Below are 19,065 nucleotides of genomic sequence, written 5' to 3' on the forward strand. Positions count from 1 at the left end.
GGTTCGGAATGGCGGACGGAGGGCGGCCCAGCGGGTCCTGACGTCAGGTTCTGTGCCCTGTCAGCCGAGGACCTCGTCCTGGGCGGGACGTCGAGCGGTACCGCCGTCACCCTGGTGGAGGCCGCTGCGGCTTCCGGAAGCGGGGCCGGCGCCGTGCGTGGTGGAGCCCCGGTGCTTCGAGGGCTTCACCGTCAGCGTCACCGGGACCGACGGAACGTGGTACGGCGTGCTGGTGGAGACCAGCAACTCGGCCCGGTAGGTGCCGGGCTGGGGCGTGCCGGTGGTCGGCGAGGCGCTCATGGAGAGGGTGACGGTGGCGTGCTCACCCGGCCGGAGCGTCAGCTTCCCGGCACTCTCGCGGAGCCAGTCGGCGCCGGTGTCGCTCGGCTGGTCATAGCCGGGCAGCAGCTCCACGGACGAGGTCGGCGTCGTGATGGACGTACCGCCGCCGATCTTGTACAGGCCGGGGGCCGCGGCCGCGCCGTAGGTGGCGGTGTTGGCGTTGGGCAGGCTGCTCCACGCATCGGTCTTCGGGTCGTAGGCGTACCCCCTGTTGGTGATGGCGCCGCCGGAGACACCGGTGCTGAGCAGAAGCTGCCCGTTGGCGGCGCTGCCGGCCGCGCCCCACATCGGTGCGGGCAGGTCGGCGATGGCCGTCCAGGTGTTTTTCTTGGGGTCGTAGACGTAGGAGTGCGCCACCTCGCCCTCGTCGTTGTCACCGCCGGCGCAGTAGAGCTTGCCGTTGATGGCGGCGCAGGACGGAGAGGCGACCGGCTCCGGGTACCGCGCCGCGGCCGTCCAGGAGTCGGTGGTCGGGTCGTAGACCTGCACGTCGGTGATGTCGCAGGTGCCGCCGCCGCAGCCGCCGACGACATACAGCTTGCCGTCGACCACTCCGCTGCCGCTGCTGTAGTACGCCTCGGGGCTGGAGGCTCCGGTGGACCAGGAGTCGGTGGCCGGGTCGTAGATCTCCAGTTTGGCGTCCGGGCCGATCGGGCCCCAGCCGCCGACGACGTAGAGCCTGCCGTCGATGAACCCGTAGGCGGGGGTCTCCCGGGTGTCGGCCGCGGACGCCTTCTTCGTCCAGGTGCCGGACGCGGGGTCGAGGGCCCACATGTCGGCGGTGTCCGTCTTCCCGTTCCACCCGAACGCCGAGTAGATCGTGCCGTCGTTCTCCGCGACGGCGTTGTCCATGATCGTGGTCGGGGCGTCGGGGCCGCTCTGCCACGCCGTCCCGGTGGACGCGGTCGTGGTCGGCTGCGGCGTTCCCTTCCCGTCCTTGGCCGCCTGGGCCGAGTCCGCCACGGCCGGCGAGGCGTCGACCTTGGTCTCCTGGAGCGGTGCCCCGGTCCCGGCCGCGCTGAAGTCCCCCGACTGCTCGGTGAGCTGGACGGTGGCGGGGGCACTGCCGGTGTTGGTGACGGTGACCTTCCTCGACGTGGTGCCGCCCAGGGTGGACGACGCGTCGACGGAGCCGGGCCCGACCGTGATCCGGCCGGCCTTCAGCGTGTAGTCCTGGCGCACCACCGAGTCGGCGGTGACGTGCGCTGTGGCGGAGGCGGAGGTGTACCCGCCCTTGGCGGCGGTGACCTTGTGCGCGCCCGTGCTCGGCGAGAACAGGCTGTAGAGGCCGTTGCCGACGGCCGGGTCGCCCGGAGTGGCGATGGAGACCGTCTTCGCGGAGCTGCCGGAGGCGGTGACCGCGGCGCCGTCCACCCCGCTGCCGTCGTTGCCGTCCTTGACGGCGCCGATGATCAGCCCGCCTGGCACCGCTTGCGGGACGAGCTCGCCGACCTGGACGTCGTCGACCTCCCAGTACAGGTCATCCGCCGAGATGTTCACGGAGTCGAAGCGCAGCTTCACCGACGCCTTCCCGGCGTAGTCGGGCAGCGGGATGCTGACGTGCGAGTCGGCGTCCAGCGTGCTCACCGTGTACCAGACGGTCTTCCAGTTCTTGCCCCCGTCGGTGGAGGCGTCGAGCGACACGAGCCCGCTGGTCACCACGAAGTCGGTGTCGAAGTCGATCTCGGGCGACGAGACTCCGGTGAGGTCGTAGGACGGTGTGCTCAGCGTGCTGTCGGTGAAGCTGTAGCCTCCGGTGGAGGGCATGTCGACGATGGCGAAGCCGCCGCTGCCGCCGGTGTGGTTGCCCCGGCCGTTCGGGTCGTCGAACTTCCAACCGACGTCGCTGTAGCTGGTGGTGGAGACGCTCCAGCCGTCCGGGGTGGCGGGGGCGGCGTCGAACGTCTCGACGGGCGCGTCGTCCTTGATCCGGTAGCCCGGTGTGGACGCGGCGTAGGGGTCGACCGGAACGGAGACGTTCAGCTTCTGGTCGCTCAGCCCGACCGAGATCGTCTTCTGCACTGCCCTGTAGCCGGAGTAGGCGGTGGTGAAGTGCAGGGTGTAGTCGCTGTTCTCGGGTAGCTTCACCGTGTAGGCGCCGGTGACCGGATTGGTGAAGACGCTCAGCGGGGAGCCCTTCACGGTGATCTTCGCGTAGAGCGGCCAGCCGTGGCCCGAGCCGTCGGTCACCTTCCCGGAGACGGTGTGGGAGGGCACGGACTTCAGCGCGTAGTCGCGGGTGACGGTCGCGCCGTCGTCGACGGCCACGTCCTGACCCCCGCTGGTGGCGTAGCCGAACGCCTTGACGGCGACGTCATGGCTCCCGGCGACCACCGTCACGTCGTAGCTGCCGTCGGCGGCGGTGGTGGTGGTGAAGTCGCCCACCGCCACCTGGGCGCCCGCGAGGGGCTTGCCGGTGGCCGCGTCGGTCACGGTGCCGCGGACATCGCCGTGCGGCCCGCTGCGGAACGCCGCCAGGCCGTCGGGCGTGCCCAGCCCGGTCGGGCCGTCGTAGCCCTTCTCCGCGGTGCACAGGTAGTCCGGGGCGCAGACGCCGTTGTCGCCGGAGGTGACATCGTTGATGCCGGCGCCGCCCGCCATGTAGGGGTAGGAGTTGGGATAGGTGCCCGCGGCGGGGGTGCCGGCGTCCGCGTAGACCCCTGTGATGATCGGCGAGGCCGCGCTCGTGCCGCCGAACTGGCCCCAGCCGGAGGCCCCGTAGGTCTGGTAGACGGCCACCCCGGTCTCCGGGTCGGCCACCGCGGAGACGTCGGCGACCGCCCGGTTGTCGCAGCCGGTGTCGTTCTGGAAGGCGGGCTTGGGCTCGTAGACCGAGCACCCGGAGCCGGCCCCGCCCTCGGCGTCGTTCCACACACTCTCGCTCCAGCCGCGCGGGGAAGTGCTGTCGCGGACGAGCGAGGTGCCGCCGACGGAGGTCACGTACGGCGAGGCGGCCGGGTAGGTCACACCGTAGGCGGAGTCCCCAGAGGAGGCGACGACGGCCACGCCCGGGTGGTTGTAGTGGACGTCTATTTCCGTCGTGTCGGTAGCGTGCTCGCCGCTTCCGGCTTGGCTGTCGTACGCGTCGCCGTAGGAGTTGGAGACGAACTTGGCGCCGAGTTCCACCGCGGTGTCCACCGACAGCGCGAGGTTCAGATCGTCGGCGGTGTCCGCCTCCACCAACAGGATCTTGGCGTTGGGCGCGACGGCCGAGACCATGTCGACGTCGAGGGATATCTCTCCGGCCCAGCCCGTGTTCGGCGCCGGGTAGTCGCTGCCGCCGCGCTGGTCGACCTTGGTGAAGCAGCCGTTGGCGGTGGTGCAGGCGGGGAGCCCGTACTGCGCCCGGTAGACGCCCAGGTCGGCCTCGGCGTCGGGGTCGTCGAAGGCGTCGACGATGGCGATCGTCTGGCCGGCGCCGCCGTCCGAGGGCAGGTTGTAGGCGCTGGTCAGGTCGCTGGGACCGTAGCCGCCCGGGGTCGCGGCCTCGGCCTGCACGCCCTTCCTCGCCTTGAGACCGGTGCGGTGCAGCGCGTAGCAGGCGAACGCGCCCTTCGCGGGCGCGCCGCAGCTGGGCTGGAAGGCGGCGTTGCCGACGTTGGCGGACGGCGTGGAGGCTGACGGACCGGACGTGCTCGTGGCCGGGGACGCCGCGGTGGAGGTGGCCTGGGAGGTCGTGGCCGGGGACGCCGCGTGTGCCTGGGCGGGGAGACCCAGTACAGCCAGCGCGACGGCTCCGAGCCCGGCGATTCCGGCGGCCAGTCTTCGCCGTACGGCGACGCCGGTCCTGGTGGCAGATGGCAAAGCTCGACTCCTGTGGGTGAGGGCAGGGGGGGTGCCCGGTGTTCTCTTCACCGGGGGACGGCGACGCGGGTGATCGCCGAGCCCATTGGCCGCCCGCCTGCGAGTCCTGTCAACGCGTTCGGCCTCGTCCGGACGTTGTTTAGGTCACCTGACCTAACGCCGGCCTCCCGGCGGAACGCGCATGCTGGACGAATGGTGCGTGGCGCACCCGTTCCGGCGGCGCACCCGCCGCACGCCCTCCCGACTGCGGATACGCGTGCTCCGGCGCACCGTCGGGGAGCCCCCGCGGCGTGCCCGGCGGCAGGGGAAACGGAGCCGGCCGCTCGCCTCCCCGGCAGCCGCGTCCGGCGCCGCGGCGGCAGCACGTGGCCGCCCTCCCGGCCGCCCTCCCGCCGCGAGGTGTGCCCACCGCGCCGGGGCCGCTCGCTCAGTCCGGAGCTGAGCCGGGCGGGCCGTCCCCGTAGCCGCGCTGGGCGATCCTCACCGCCAGTGCCGTACGGGAGGAAACGCCGTGTTTACGCATCGCTGAATTCACCTGTGTGGCCACCGTCTTCGGCGACCGGGACAGGATCTCGGCAATCTGACGATTCGTCAGCCCCCGTACCACCAGGCGCACGACCTCCTGTTCACGTGGTGAGAGGCGGTCGCCGTAACCGCGGCGCCCGGCTCGCCGCTCCCCTTCACGCTCACCCAGCTCCGCCAGCGCCCGCCGCGCCCGCTCGGCGTCGTGCCGGGCGCCGAGTGCGGTGAACTCCTCCAGCGCCGCTCGCAGTTCACGAACAGCGGCCCCGGGTTGCCCGGCCGCGAGCAGCCAGCGCGCGGCGTGCTCCCGCGCGAGAGCGGCGTGGTACGGACGCGGCAGTGCCAGCCACGCCTCGGCGGCTGCCTGCCAGGCGGCAGCCGACAGGGCCGCCCGGCCGCCGCCCTCGGCGAGCAGGGCCCGGCAGCTGGCCAGGGTCGCCGTGAGCACCGGGATCTCCCGGCCGCGCGCGCCCTCCGCGAAAGTCGCGGTGAGAGCCTCGGCCTCCGCGCGGTGGCCGAGCGCGAGCAGGGCCCCGAGGTGTGGTGGGAGCAGATCGGCCGCCCACAGCCAGACACCCTTGCGGACCATCCGGCGCACCGGCTCCTTCGTCGCCTCCAGTGTCTTCGCCGGGTGGCCGGCGACTCGCCCGAGCGCCCCGGCCGATTCCACGAACACGTTCATCGCGCCGCGCCGGGCGCTCTCCTCGCGCACCGTGCCCAGCATCCGCAGGACCTCGCTGTCCGGCCCGCTACGGGCGGACCGCAGCATCGCGGCGACCTGCTGGGAGTCCATCCGGATCAACGGCTCTTCGCCCACCTCCCCCCAGGAGGCGACCCGTTCGTCCAGGCCGTCCCAGGCACCGGTGAACCAGTCCAGATGGTCCCGGGTGACCAGGGCCATGTCCCGCAGCCGCAGGTAGCCATGGCGCTCCGCGATCTCGACGGCGCCGGCCAGGTGGCGCCGGGCGTCCTCGTAGCGCCCCCAGTTCACGGACTGGCTGCCCAGGTTGAGGAGCAGGCGGGCGACCTGGCGGCCGGTCCGCGGATTCGACGGGTCCGCGTCGAAGCGCCTCGCCAGCTCCCAGCCCGACCGTTCGCCGAGGTCGAGCAGGGCGGTCGCCCGGTCCACATGGAGGGTCCGCGCCTCGTCGGCGGAGACGGTGCCGGCCGACGCGACGGACTCGGCACGCTTCAGCCAGCGCAGATGGGTCGCGATCGGCCACGACTCGTGCACGGGGATGCCGAGCAGGGCCATCGTCGAGGCGACCGCGTATCCGCCGTGGGCGAGGTCGGGGATGGCCAGTTCGAGTTCGGCCGCGCCTCGGGTGTGTTCCCCCGTGACGACGAGCAGCCGGCCGAGCTGGGCCCGGACGGCGGCGCGCTCGTGCACGTCGAGCCCCTCCGACGCCAGCACCGACCGCAGGCTCTGGATGATCTCACGCTGCCGGGGATCGCCGGTGGAGGTGTACAGCGGCAGCCTGCCGGTGAGCGCCGCGGCCTCGGCGGGGGGCAGGGCGGGGTCCGTGATCAGGGCGTGCAGCAGCGTCATCGCGGTGGTGGGGTTGCCCGAGACCAGCGCGAGATCGACGGCCTGCCGGGCGTAGCCGGACCAGCGGTCGAACTCCCCGGCCAGCCTGAAGTGGTGGGCGAGCCGGACGACCGGGGGCGGCGTCGTGGCCTCCAGGACTTCGCCGGCCCGGCGGTGCGCGCCCCTGCGCTCGTGGGCGGGCGCCTGTTCATAGACGGCTCTGGCGGCGAGCACGTGGCGGTAGAAGAACCGCCCGTGGCTCGCCGGTGTCCCGTTGTGGGCGTCCTGGGTGTCGTCGAGGAGCCCGCTGGCCAGGGCCTGCCCGAGGGCGGCCAACCAGCGGGCCGGTGGCAGGGCGGAGACGGCGGCCAGGGTCCGCTCGTCCACGGGGTCGGCGAGTACGGCGGCCGCCAGGAGCACGTGCCGCGCGTCGGGGGCCAGGCGGGCGACCCGCTCGCCGACCGCGTCGCGGATGGTGGCCGGCACGGCGATCTCGTTCTGGCACCGCCGGGTCCACTCGCCGTCCCGCAGGGCCAGGTCGTTCCGGTCGCGCAACAGGCGGACGCACTCCTCCAGGGCCAGCGGCACGCCCTCGGTGCGGTCGTGCAGGTAGCCGGCGAGTTCAGCCGACGCGCGCCCGCCGTCCAGCATCGAGGACACCAGGGCGGCGCTCTCGGACAGCGGCAGGCCCTCCAGAACGACGCGGGCCCGGCTGACGCCGTCGGCCGGGCGGGAGGTCAGCCGCCGCAACGGTGAGCCGGGCGGCACCTCGCTGGGACGACAGGTCAGCACCAGGCCCGGGGGCCGGGGTCGGCGGGTGCTGAGGTGGACCAGGAAGTCCAGCGTGGCGGCGTCGGCCCAGTGCACGTCCTCGACGACGAGAACGCGGACGCCGAGACGGTCCACCAGGTCGGCGAGCGCCCGGATGAGCTGATGGCGCACGGCGTCGGGGTCCGCCGGCTGCTGCGGGGCGGGCGGCAGGGCGTCGGCCCACTCGGGGAACAACGGGCGCAGGACGCCGGAGAGGGCGGAGAGTCCTAGGCCGGCGATGTCCGGCGCGGCCTGCCGGACGGCGTCCACCAGGGGCCCCAGCGTGAACCCCTCGACGAAGGGCGGGCACTGCGCGTACAGCGTGCGGACGTCCTCGGGATCGACGGCCCGGATCGCCTCGCGCACCAGCCGGCTCTTGCCGATGCCGCCCTCTCCCTCGACCAGCACGAAAGCTGGAGGGAGCGCCAATACCTCCACAATTCGGGCGAGTTCGGCGTCACGTCCGACGAACCGCGTCCGCCGCAACCCGCGTTCAGCTATCCACACGACCGTCCCTCCCGTCCCGCCTGCGCAACCGGTCGATTCTCGTCCACTCTCGGGGCCCACGCCACCTTCGTCGTCGGGCCGCCGGAGGCCGCCGGGGACGCGTCGGGCACGCAGGCGCGGATGGCCGTGCGGCATCGTGTCCCAGCCCCAAGGGCGTCCGCCGGCCGCGCGAAGGCCCCACGTCGGCGTCGGGACGGAGCGGTAGCGCTCCGGACTGCCCGCTGGGGCCGTATGGTCGGGACGGTGACCGACTGTGTACCGTCCGGTGGCTCCGTCCTCGACGCCGCTGAACTGGAGGCTCGGTGGGCGGATGCCTGGCGGCCGGAGCAGGTCGCGGAGCGGCTGGCCGGGATCGGTACGCCCTGGTGCGTTGCGGCGGGGTGGGCGCTGGATCTCTTCCGCGGACAGCGGTCCAGGCCCATGGGGGAGTGAAGCGATGGTTGAGGAATCCGCCGTCCAACTCCGCGTCTGATTCTGGTAGGTGACACATCGACGCTACGGCCGTCACGTCGACCGCGTTCGCGGAGTCTTTGTCCAGCATACGTGATGGGTCATCAAAAGCTTTTTGCAGCCTGCCTGTTGGGCAGGCCGATGAATCGTCACCTCAGTAGTGCCCGTTGATCCGCCGGTGATCTTCCCGATGGTGCTCCAGGTCAGATGAGGTGAACAGAGGCTGTACACGGGTGAGGTGGCGGAGGTGCGGTGGGATCGGGGTGGTGCCCGGGTGGCGTCGTGGCCTTGGTGGGGGAGGTGGCCCAGTGGCTCGGGGAGCGAACGCAAACGGAGGTGATCGACAAGTAGAGGGTGGGACTGTCGTTCGACGGTCGGGACGGAGGTTCCGTGGAACCGGAACACGACGCGCGTGGTGACCGTGGCGGTGACGTCCAACTGCCCGCGGTCGCCTACGACCGGGCGGTAGTCACGCCCGGTCGGGGGGTGCGCGGCGGCCCTGAGCGGCTGCCGCGTGCGGCGGTCGGCCCGGCCGACACGATCGGCTGACAGAGGGCAGGGAACAGCGCGCGGCCCCGACGGCCGTGCGCTGCCGCTGCTGGTTCTCCGTCCCCGCCCTGCCGGGCGCGGACGGAGAACACCCACCGACACGCTCCCGAGACCAGAGGTTTGAATGAAACTGACTCCCATGCCCTCCGGCGGGTCCGCCGGAGGGGCGCCCTCCTCGCGCCGGTCGCGAGGCCGGCTCCTCGCGTCGGTCGTGGCGCTGGGCGTTGTCGCGTCCGGTGCCGCGGTGACGGCCGGATCGCCGGCCGCCGCCGACTCCTCGGCCGACTCCTCGGCCGCGCCGAGCGGTGCGACGCACACGGACAGCCGCCTGGTCACCCTGGTGACGGGTGACCAGGTCGTGGTCACCGACCGGAACGGTCGTGAGGGCTTCGTCATACGCCCGTCGTCCGGGTCCGACTCCGGCTCCAGTGCCTTCGCGTCCTTCCAGGACGCCTCGGGCGACCACTACGTGATCCCGGCGGCAGCCCAGCCGTACGTCGGCACCGAGCTGGACCTGTCCCTGTTCGACGTGACCGCCCTGGCCAAACAGGCGTCCGGCTCGTCCGGCAGCCAGGCGGCGCCCGACCAGTCGTCGACCTCCGCCGCCCCCAGCGTCCCGGTGACCGTGTCGTTCGCACGGGGCACGCAGCCGAGCGCGCCGACCGGTACGACGCTGACCTCGACCAGCGGATCGTCGGCGCGCGGCTACGTGACAGCGGCGTCCGGCCGGAAGCTGGCGCGGCTGCTGCGGAAGCGGATCGGCGCCGACGTCAAGGCCAAGCGCAAGCCGGGCAGCACCCCGTTGTTCGCCGGGGTGACCGCGATCAGCCTGACCGGTGCGGCCGGCCACACCGCCCCAGCGGTCAGCGCGGCCGGTGCGGCCGAGGACACCGCCACCGCGGGCAGCGCGGCCGCGACCAGTCAGTACAAGCTGCACATCCTGCAGATCAACGCCGAGGACGAGAACGGCGCGGCGGCCGAGGGCATGGTCCTGCTGACCAACACCGACGACATGACCGCGATGACGGCGATCCTCCCGGTCGACGGCGGCATCGAGCGGGTCGCCCTCCCCGCCGGGCACTACAGCGCGGCCATGCCCATGGCCGACTTCGACACGGCGGGCAACGTCACCTCGCAGCACCTCGTCTCGCTGAGCGACCTCACCGTGGCCGACAGCGCCACCGGCACCACTACCGTGGACCTGGACGGACGTACCGCCACTGAGCAGGTCACGGCGTCCACACCACGCCAGGCCACCCAGGACTTCGTCGGTGCCACCTGGGGACGCTCCGACGCGACCGGTGTGCCGATCGGCTACGCGCCCACCGCCAGCGCGATCTCCGACGACACCACACCGGTCTACGTCAACCCGCAACCCGCGGCCGCGGTCGGCACGATCGGCTACTTCGTGCAGTGGTCCGGGCACGCGCCCGACGCCGCCGACAACTACCGCTACGACCTGACCGGCGCCGTCACGGACGACGTGCCGGCCGACCAGACGCTGGCGTTCGCCGCGCACCAGCTCGCCGCCGTTCAGGAGCACTACTCCGGGGACCCGGCCAGCCCGACGGACGCCGCCTTCGTGGCCAACGCACCGGACTTCACGGGCCTGCCTTTCAGCGGTTCGTCCGACGCGGCGCAGCTCATGCCGGCCGACGTGACGGACTACCTGAGCACCAACCAGGACGGGATCTGGACGCAGCAGGTCTTCCAGGGCTCCGGCCTCGGCTTCTACTCCAACCGCGCATTCGCCCCGGGCCACACCTACACGGCCGACTGGGGGCACGGACCGCTCGCACCCGGGTTCGGCCAGTACACCGTCCAGGGCTCGGACTACGTCGCGTGTGACGCGTGCGTCGCGGGCGGCACCCTGTACCTCAACACCGAGCTCAACGACAGCGACTCCGACCACTGGGGCACGCCCACCATCTACGACGCCTACCCGAGCACGACCACGAGCAGCCTTTACCAGGACGGCACCCTCGTGGACAGCGAGCCGTACGCCAGCTCCTACGTCACCGACCAGCCGGACTCCGGCGCCGACTACCGCTTCGTGGTGGACGAGGACCAGACCGCCAACCCGACGATCAGCCAGTCCACCGTCAGCCACACCGAAGTGACCTTCCGGACCCCGGCGTCGACCGACACCAGCTTCCCCGTCCTGCCGGCCGGCATCGACTGCGCCAAGCCCGCGGACGACACGCCCTGCTACATCCTGCCCGTGCTCACCGCGCACTACCAGCTCGACACCGACGGGTACAACACCAGCCACCGGCAAGCCCAGACCATGGGCCTGAACATCGGCCACCTGAGCTACAACGGCATCGGCTCGACGAACGCCATCACCTCCGCCACCGTGCAGGTCTCCTTCGACGACGGCCAGACCTGGCAGAAGGCGTCCGTCCACGGAGCCGCCGGCCACTACCTCGCCGGCTGGACCAACCCGGCCTCGGCGCGCGGCACCAGCCCGTCGCTCCGCGTCACCGCGACCGACGCCGCAGGCGGCACGTTCACCCAGACCATCACGCACGCCTACACGCTCGCCGCCGCGACCTCGTGAGCGCCGCGCACAGGAGAGGACCGATCCCCGTATGACCAGAGACAAACGTCTGATACGCGGCGCGCGGACCGCCGCGAGCGCCCTGCTCACCCTGTTCTTGGGCGTGTTCGCGGGCATGTACCCCGGGGCGGACGCCGCCCAGGCCGCCGCTCCGGCGAGCACCGCGGCCGCGCACACCGCCACCCCGTCGAACGTGCAGCATGCCTGCGGAGCGGTCGGTGAGGGGCAGGCCCGCTGCCTGGCCCTCGTCCGTACCGACGTCCACGGCGGCCGCGGCGTGCGAGGCCGGGCGGCCAAGGCCGCCGGGCTGAGCGCCTCGGACCAGACGCTGCCCGACGGCTACGGCCCCGCGGACCTGCGCTCGGCGTACAACCTGCCGTCGACCGGCGGCCAGGACCAGACGATCGCGCTCGTCGACGCCTACGACGACGCGTCGGCGGAGGCGGACCTGGCCGTGTACCGTGCGACCTACGGGCTGCCCGCCTGTACCACGGACAACGGCTGCTTCCGCAAGGTCGACCAGCGCGGCGCGGCCGACCCGCTGCCGCCCCAGGAGGCGGAACTCGGCTGGGGCACCGAGGTCGCGCTCGACCTGGACATGGCATCCGCCGCCTGCCCGCAGTGCCACATCCTGCTCGTCGAGGCCGACAACGAGACCGACAGCAACCTGGCCGCGTCGGTGGACACCGCCGTCGCGCTCGGTGCGACCGAGGTGTCCAACAGCTACGGCGTCACCGAGTCCCACCGCAGCCTCGGATTCGCCAAGGACTACACCCACCCGGGCGTGGCGATCGTGGCCTCCTCCGGCGACTTCGGCTACACCGTCCCCACGGAGCCGGCGGTGTACCCCAGCGTCGTCTCGGTCGGCGGCACCTCCCTCACCCGCGCCGCCACCTCACGCGGCTGGCAGGAGAGCGCCTGGTCGAACGCGAACAGCGGCTGCTCGGCGTGGTTCGACAAGCCGTCCTGGCAGCAGGACGAGGACTGCCCGGGCCGTACGGTTGCCGACGTCTCCGCCGACGCCGACCCGGACACCCCCCTCGCCATCTACGACACGTCGTCGCCGCGCCGCGGCGGAGGAGGCTGGGGGGAGTCGGGCGGCACCAGCGCCTCGGCCCCCTTCGTCGCCGGCGTGATCGCGCTGGCCGGCAACCCCTCCGCGTTCCCCGACGCGTCCCGCCTCTACTCCGCCACCGCCGCCTCCGGCCTCAACGACGTCGTCGGCGGCTCCAACGGCAACTGCGCGGGCGACTACCTGTGCACCGCCGTCCCGGGCTACGACGCCCCCACCGGCAACGGCACGCCGAACGGACTCTCGGCCTTCTGAGGCCGCCGGGCCCGCACGGCTGGTCGGTCCGGGCCCGGCCGCTTCACCCCGCCGGCTCCCTCGGCGGGGCGAAGCGCCCATGTAGAGGTAGAGGCGGAGTGCCGGACTCCCTGCGTGCGGGTCCCGGAGGGGGGCTGGACCCGGAGCGCGGGGGACGGCCCCCGTCCCGTCCCGCCCTGTACCGGACGGAGCCCGCGAGGCCGGCCGGGCGGGGAAGCGGCCTCGCGGTCCTGACGAGAGGTCAGTCGGACTGGCTCCGGCCGTGGCCGATGTCGCGGCGCTTGACGTACAGGCGGTTGCCGTCGGGACCGGTCCACTCCAACTGCGCGACACCGGGAACCGAGGCGTCGGCGACGTGTGCCGGGTCCGCCCAGTAGCCGGAGGTGGCGGTGCGGAAGAACGTGGTCCACGGGCGGCCGTGGTGGTCGAGGAAGACGTTGTTGTGGCCGGCGCCGACGCCTACCGTCCAGCGCTCGGAGTACGGGCCCTGGAAGGTGTCCGAGACGGCGGCGACGACGTCGTACTGGTACTTGACCGCGCCCGCCGCGCCGGGGGTGTAGGCGTTGTGCGGGCTGCCGTAGGCGTCGACCGACGCCAGGTCCCACACGGCCTGGAGGAGGTAGTACTTGCCGCCGTACTTGAACACGTAGACGCCCTCGCGGTACGGCTCGGGCGAGTAGCTCCTCTGCTGGAAGGCCGGGAGGCCCGTCGTGGGGACGATGTCCTCCATGTCGCTTCGGAACCTGGCGTAGAGGTCGTTGTGCAGCACGAGCCAGGCGTCGTCGCCCTCGGCGAAGAAGCTGCCGTCGATGTGGAAGTAGGACCCTGCCTTGGCGACCGCGGGCCCGCCGGCGACCGGGTCGCCGAAGGGCTTGTCGGCGTTGCCCTCGATGAGCCGGTAGGGTCCCTCGACCCCGCCCTCGCTCACCAGCATGAACGAGCCGACCTTCTGGGAGTGGTCCCCCATGCAGGCGACGATGTACCACTTCCCGCGGAAGCGGTGCACCTCCGGGGCCCAGACCTCGCCGCGCTTGCCGAACTGGGTGTCGTACCAGTACTGCTGCCAGGGCGCCACGACGGTGCGCCCGGGGGTGTTCTCGTCGGCGAACTCGGGCGACCACACCTTGCCCTTCGCCGCGCCGGGCCGGACGCCGGTGGTGTCGGCGAGCTTCCACGGTCCTTCGAGCGCGGGGGCCACCCACACCCAGATACCGTCGTTCCAGGGACTGGCCGCGGCGAGCCCGGCCGCCCGGGTCGTGCCTGTGGCGACGTAGAGGGGGCGGCCGTCGACCACGAAGCAGTTGACGTAGAAGTCCCGTATCCACACGCGGCCCAGTTCCTCGTCCTGGGGACGCGGTTCCAGCGGGAGGACGAAGGAGTTGTCGTCGCGCGGCCACAGGTCCCTGCGGGTGTCAGCCGCGCCGTACGGCGCGGTGGCGGGCCAGTTCGGCGGGTAGGAACGCCTGGACGCGGCTGCCGCGGTGTGCTCGGGAGCAGCGTCGGCCCGCCCGGATGCCGCATGCGTTGCGACGGTGGTCAGGGCGGCCGCCACTCCCGCGCCGGCGGCACCCGTCAGCAGGGACCGACGGCCCAGTCCTATGCCTTTGCTGGTCATCGGTCGTGTTCTCCTTCGTCGGCGGCGGGGCGGCAGCGAGTCGGCAAAGGGCGGCGGCGGGTCGGCGGAGGCCGCGGCAGACGCCGCCGTCCGCGGCCGGTCGTGGCCACGAGTCGCCGACTCCCCGCGTAGCGGCGGCAGTTCGGGCTCCGGCAGCCTGGGTGCGCTGCCGCGTCCTGTGCCGCTCACCCATGTCCGTCATCCTCCCCGCCGCACCACCCGCCACACCACCCTCCACCGGGACCGCCCGTGGCGCGAGAGCGGCGGGTCCGCCGCCCCGGTCGACGCCGAGGAGGACGCTTCCCCCTTTTGTGCCGTCGCCCGTCTCTGCGGGAAGGAACCGCCCCGCTACGGCGTCAACCACCGTACGGCGCCGGTGCGAAGTGGAGCGTTCAGCTCTCGTGTGCGGTGTGCTCCGCGGCGATGAGGCTCTGGTACCAGCGGTAGCTGTCCTTGGGCGTGCGCTTGAGGGTGTCGTAGTCGACGCGGACGATGCCGAAGCGGCGGTCGTAGCCGAAGGCCCACTCGAAGTTGTCGAGCAGCGACCATACGTAGTAGGCGCGCACGTCGACGCCCTCGGCGACGGCCTGGGCGAGGGCGTCGAGGTGGTCGCGGAGGTAGTCGACGCGGTCGGTGTCGTGGACGGTGCCGTCGGCCTCGGCGACGTCGGCCTCGGCCGAGCCGTTCTCGGTGATGACGATGGGCGGCAGGTCAGGGTAGCGGTGAGTCAGGTCGACGAGCAGGTCCCGGAACGCGGAGGGGACGACGGGCCAGCCCATGGTGGTGCGGCGGGCGGAGTCGTCGCCCCAGGTCTCCTCCGCGCGGATGTCGACGGCGGTGCGCAGGGCCGGGTCGGCCTCGCGCCAGGGGGCGTCGGCGACGGTGATGGGCCGGTAGTAGTTGACGCCGCAGAAGTCCAGCGGACGGGAGGCGAGTTCGAGGTCGCCGTCGCGGCGGAACGAGAAGTCGCTGATGTCGCCCCAGACGTCCTTCTCGTCGTCGGGGTAACGGCCCAGGAAGATGGGATCGAACCAGCAGCGGTTGTGGAGGACCTCGGCGCGCGCCACGGCCTGGGCGTCCGCCGGCGAGTCGGTGGCGGGCAGGAGCCGGTCGGGGTTGAGGGCGATGCCGACCTCGCGGGCGCCGGCGGCGCGCAGCGCGTCGACCGCGAGGCCGTGGCCGACGAGCAGGTGGTGCACGACGGCGAGGGCGCCGTTGCCCTCGCGGGTGCCCGGGGCGTGGCGGCCGATGGCGTGGCCGACGAACGCGGTGCAGAACGGCTCGTTGAGGGTCATCCAGCGTCCGGCGCGGTCGGCGAGGCGTTCGGCGACGACGGCCGCGTATGCGGCGAAGGCCTCGGCGGTGTCCCGGACCCGCCAGCCGCCACGGTCCTCAAGGGGCTGTGGCAGGTCCCAGTGGTAGAGGGTGGGGGCCGGTTCGATGCCGGCGGCGAGGAGCTCGTCGACGAGGCGGTCGTAGAAGTCGAGGCCGGCCCGGTTGACCGCTCCGGTGCCCTCGGGAATGATCCGCGGCCAGGCGATGGAGAAGCGGTACGTGTCGGCGCCGAGGTCGCGCAGGAGGGCGACGTCCTCCTTGTACCGGTGGTAGTGGTCGCAGGCGGTGTCGCCGGTGGAGCCCTCGGCGGTGGCACCGGGTATGCGGGAGTAGGTGTCCCAGATACTCACGCCACGACCGTCCTCGCGGGTGGCGCCTTCGATCTGGTAAGCGGCAGTGGCGGCGCCGAACCGGAAGCCGCGCGGAAAACGCGGAGCGGGGGCGGACGTCATGGGGCGGCTCCTCAGGAGGTTCTCTTCTCGCGGCCGCCAGGCTACGGCACGGCTGAGGAAGGTCGGAGCCCGTGGGCGGGCGGCCGGTCGCCGGGTCAGCTCCCGCAACAAGCCCGAACCGTCCGTGCTTTCGTCCGCAGAGCCCTCCCCGACCTTGGGCGGGAGTACGAAAGTGCCTCGCGAACTGCGACGATGAGGCGTGTCGGGGGCCTGCGCCCCGCAGTGAGCAGGCGCGCTCCTCACGACCACGCCCCGGATGTCCCCCTCACCCCCCGGGCCGTCGTACCGGCCGGAGGCCGTGCGGGCGCCCCGACGGGTACGGGCAACCGGCGCGTCACCGGCACAGGGCCGCGGAGCCGGAAGGGCGCCGAGCCGGCTTCCGGCCGCGCTGGACAGCGACGTCCGCGCCTGGTGGGCGGATCGCGTCACGCCGCTGTCCGGCGGGAGGCCCGCGGGTCGTCAGCGCCAGCCGAGTTCGGGGGCGACGTGCGTGAGGATGCTCTCGATGACGTGGGCGTTGTACTCGACGCCGAGCTGGTTGGGGACGGTGAGCAGCAGGGTGTCCGCGGCTGCGACAGCCTCGTCCTGGGCGAGTTGCTTGACCAGGACGTCCGGCTCGCCGGCGTAGGAGCGGCCGAAGATGCTGCGGGTCTGGGCGTCGATGTAGCCGACGTGGTCCTCGGAGTCGCGGTCCCGGCCGAAGTACGCGCGGTCCCGGTCGTCCACCAGGGCGAAGACGCTGCGGCTGACGGACACCCGCGGCTCGCGGCCGTGGCCGGCGGCCCGCCACGCCTCCCGGTACGCCTCGATCTGCTTGCGCTGCTGGACGTGGAGCGGCTCACCGCTCTCGTCGTCCTTCAGCGTGGAGCTCTGGAGGTTCATCCCCGCCTTGGCGGCCCACACGGCGGTGGCGTTCGAGCCCGACCCCCACCAGATGCGGTCGCGCAGCCCCTCGGAGTGCGGCTCGATCCGCAGCAGCCCCGGCGGGTTGGAGAACATCGGGTTGGGGTGCGGTCGCGCGAACCCCTCGCCCTTGAGCACCTCCAGCAGCACCTGGGTGTGGGAGCGGGCCATGTCGGCGTCGGTGCCGTCCTCCGGCGGTGCGTAGCCGAAGTACCGCCAGCCGTCGACCACCTGCTCCGGGGATCCCCGGCTGATGCCGAGCTGGAGCCTGCCGCCCGCGATCAGGTCTGCGGCGCCCGCGTCCTCCGCCATGTACATGGGGTTCTCGTAGCGCATGTCGATCACGCCGGTGCCGATCTCGATCCGGCTGGTCCGCGCCCCGATCGCCGCGAGCAGCGGGAACGGCGAGGCGTACTGGCGGGCGAAGTGGTGCACCCGGAAATACGCGCCGTCCGCCCCCAGCTCCTCGGCGGCCACCGCCAGGTCGATGGCCTGGAGGAGCGCGTCGGACGCGCTCCGTGTCTGCGAGTGCGGTGAGGGTGTCCAGTGCCCGAAGGACAGGAATCCGATCTTCTTCATGCCGCGTACAACACCGCACGGCTCCCGTTCATGCCCCCGACACGCCGGCGCCAAGGCCCTGGCCAGGGCTTTCACGCCGGCTCGGGGCCGTGGCACGGTCAGCCGCGCCCTCGTCGCTTCCACCGGCCGGCTCGCGGCACCGTCGTGCCGGGCTGACCGAGGGTGCGGGGGAGGGGTAGCAGTGGTGTGAGGTGTTCGGGCGCTCTGGGGTGGCCGATTGCCGGCGGGTTGGTGTCGGGGGTTGGTCGGCGGGTTGTGGTCCGCTGTGGTGGTTTCTCTGGCTGGGGTATCGGCGTTGTTCGCTTTCCGCGTGCTGTTTGTGCCGATTGTCTTACGCGCTGTGGCGGCGTGGTTTTGCGAGTTCTTCGGGGATGGGTTTTTGGTGGGTGGTCGTGGTGGGGGCGGGGGTCTGGTTGTTTGGTTGGCGGTGTGTGGGTGTGTGGTCGCTGGGTGTTGTTTCGGTGGTGGTCGGGCTTGTTCTGTTTCCGTTGATTTCGCCGACGGAGCGCACATCTCTGCTTACTCGGTGTCGATTCCGCGGGGGTGGGTTGTGATGCTGCTGGTGTAGTGCCGGTCACGTACGAAGTTCGTCCGTACTGGTTTTTCCGCCGTGTGTCCCGTGGGTGTGGGGATGCGTGGTGGTCTCTCGTTTTCTTCAGGGCTCGTCTACGGGATTGTCCGTAGATGAGCCCTTTGACCGTTGAATCCCGAATATTCAAGACTGTGGGGGTCCCCGAACGGAAGAGGTTTTCCCGTATGCAGCTCCGCACGATGAACCCGATGAAGCTCGGTACCGTTTCTGCTTTCTCCCGGATGTCGGGCAAGCGCAAGGTCGTCACGGCGGGCTCTGCCGCTGCCGCGGCCGCGATGCTGGCCGTCGTGGGCGTGCAGGCGGCCGGAGCGGGATCGGCCGTCGCGGCGGGCGGCTCCTCGGGCTCCTCCGGCTCCGCTGTCTCGGCTGGTGTGCTGAAGCAGGCGGGCACCGGGTCGGGCGTCCAGACGACGGACCTGGGCACGCACCAGGCTGTGACCACCGCCACCCCGCAGGCCATGGCGCTGACCGCCTCGGTGGAGAAGGCCCCGGCGGTGAAGAAGGCCGCCCCGGTGAAGAAGGCGACCACGGTGAAGAAGGCGGCTGTGAAGCACGCGAAGGCCGTGAGCTACCCGAACACCCTGGACGGCTGGATCCGCCAGTCGCTGGCGATCATGCACAAGGACCACATCCCGGGCACCTATGAGGGTATCCACCGCAACATCATCCGGGAGTCCAGCGGTAACCCGAAGGCGATCAACCTGTGGGACATCAACGCCCGCAACGGCATCCCCTCCAAGGGTCTGCTGCAGGTGATCGACCCGACGTTCCAGCGGTTCCACGTGGCCGGCACGTCGTGGAACATCTACAACCCGGTCGCCAACATCACCGCGGCCTGCAACTACGCGGCCGACCGCTACGGCTCGATGGACAACGTCAACTCCGCGTACTGACCGTCGCCCCCGACGGCCCGGGCCGAGCCCGGTGACGTGTGAAAATCCGGCGCGCCCAGCGCGCGCCACCCAGCACCGCCGGAGGGCGGCGGGACCCCTACCCGGGTCCCGCCGCCCTCCGCGCGTTCCCGGGGGCGCCGCAGCATCCCGCTCCCCAACAGCCGCGGTGCGTGAGGGGTCTTGGGTCGGTGAGGGTCCGCAGGTTGCGGAGTGTCCGGGGGTGGTGATTTCTGCCTCGTTCCAGCACTGGACCTGGTGTCTGACGGTCTGTCATGATCACACGGCCTGCGGAGCTCT

General features: G+C 72.1%; 10 protein-coding genes. 5 read left to right on the forward strand and 5 right to left on the reverse strand.

Annotated features, from left to right (window positions below):
- Positions 1-60: 60 nt before the first annotated feature.
- Positions 61-4,146 (reverse strand): Kelch repeat-containing protein, encoded by a 4,086-nt coding sequence (locus tag BS72_RS31570; protein WP_051951895.1) that lies wholly within the window; start codon positions 4,144-4,146, stop codon positions 61-63.
- A gap of 427 nt (positions 4,147-4,573) precedes the next feature.
- On the reverse strand, positions 4,574-7,648 hold the full coding sequence (locus BS72_RS31575) for an ATP-binding protein (protein ID WP_078901790.1): 3,075 nt from the start codon (positions 7,646-7,648) through the stop codon (positions 4,574-4,576).
- Between the two features lie 108 nt (positions 7,649-7,756).
- Here BS72_RS31575 and BS72_RS32960 point away from each other — a divergent pair, with 108 nt between their 5' ends.
- From BS72_RS32960 to BS72_RS31595, 4 genes are all read left to right on the forward strand, one after another.
- Positions 7,757-7,945, forward strand: coding sequence for a hypothetical protein (locus BS72_RS32960; protein ID WP_232792600.1), 189 nt, complete (start codon positions 7,757-7,759; stop codon positions 7,943-7,945).
- A gap of 408 nt (positions 7,946-8,353) precedes the next feature.
- On the forward strand, positions 8,354-8,512 hold the full coding sequence (locus BS72_RS31585) for a hypothetical protein (protein ID WP_157856383.1): 159 nt from the start codon (positions 8,354-8,356) through the stop codon (positions 8,510-8,512).
- Positions 8,513-8,756: 244 nt separating this feature from the next.
- The gene (locus tag BS72_RS31590; RefSeq protein ID WP_157856384.1) at positions 8,757-11,072 is read left to right on the forward strand and encodes a hypothetical protein; all 2,316 of its coding nucleotides are present in this window, start codon (positions 8,757-8,759) and stop codon (positions 11,070-11,072) included.
- 31 nt (positions 11,073-11,103) lie between these two features.
- Positions 11,104-12,399: a S53 family peptidase gene (locus BS72_RS31595; protein WP_037915425.1), complete on the forward strand. Its 1,296-nt coding sequence runs from the start codon at positions 11,104-11,106 to the stop codon at positions 12,397-12,399.
- 241 nt (positions 12,400-12,640) lie between these two features.
- Here BS72_RS31595 and BS72_RS31600 read toward each other — a convergent pair whose 3' ends face one another.
- From BS72_RS31600 to BS72_RS31610, 3 genes are all read right to left on the reverse strand, one after another.
- Positions 12,641-14,014 carry a family 43 glycosylhydrolase gene (locus tag BS72_RS31600; protein WP_037915428.1) on the reverse strand — a complete coding sequence of 458 codons (1,374 nt, stop codon included), beginning with the start codon at positions 14,012-14,014 and terminating at the stop codon, positions 12,641-12,643.
- Positions 14,015-14,406: 392 nt separating this feature from the next.
- Positions 14,407-15,801, reverse strand: a complete 1,395-nt coding sequence (locus tag BS72_RS31605; protein WP_037915430.1) for a GH1 family beta-glucosidase — start codon at positions 15,799-15,801, stop codon at positions 14,407-14,409.
- Between the two features lie 459 nt (positions 15,802-16,260).
- The gene (locus tag BS72_RS31610) at positions 16,261-17,283 is read right to left on the reverse strand and encodes an LLM class flavin-dependent oxidoreductase (RefSeq protein WP_037915433.1); all 1,023 of its coding nucleotides are present in this window, start codon (positions 17,281-17,283) and stop codon (positions 16,261-16,263) included.
- A gap of 756 nt (positions 17,284-18,039) precedes the next feature.
- On the opposite strand from BS72_RS31610, the gene BS72_RS31615 reads away from it, so the two are divergent.
- Complete coding sequence (locus BS72_RS31615) at positions 18,040-18,768, forward strand: transglycosylase SLT domain-containing protein (protein WP_063836174.1); 729 nt, start codon at positions 18,040-18,042, stop codon at positions 18,766-18,768.
- Positions 18,769-19,065: the final 297 nt, after the last annotated feature.

The organism is Actinacidiphila yeochonensis CN732, from assembly GCF_000745345.1.
In the GTDB taxonomy this organism is placed as follows: domain Bacteria; phylum Actinomycetota; class Actinomycetes; order Streptomycetales; family Streptomycetaceae; genus Actinacidiphila; species Actinacidiphila yeochonensis.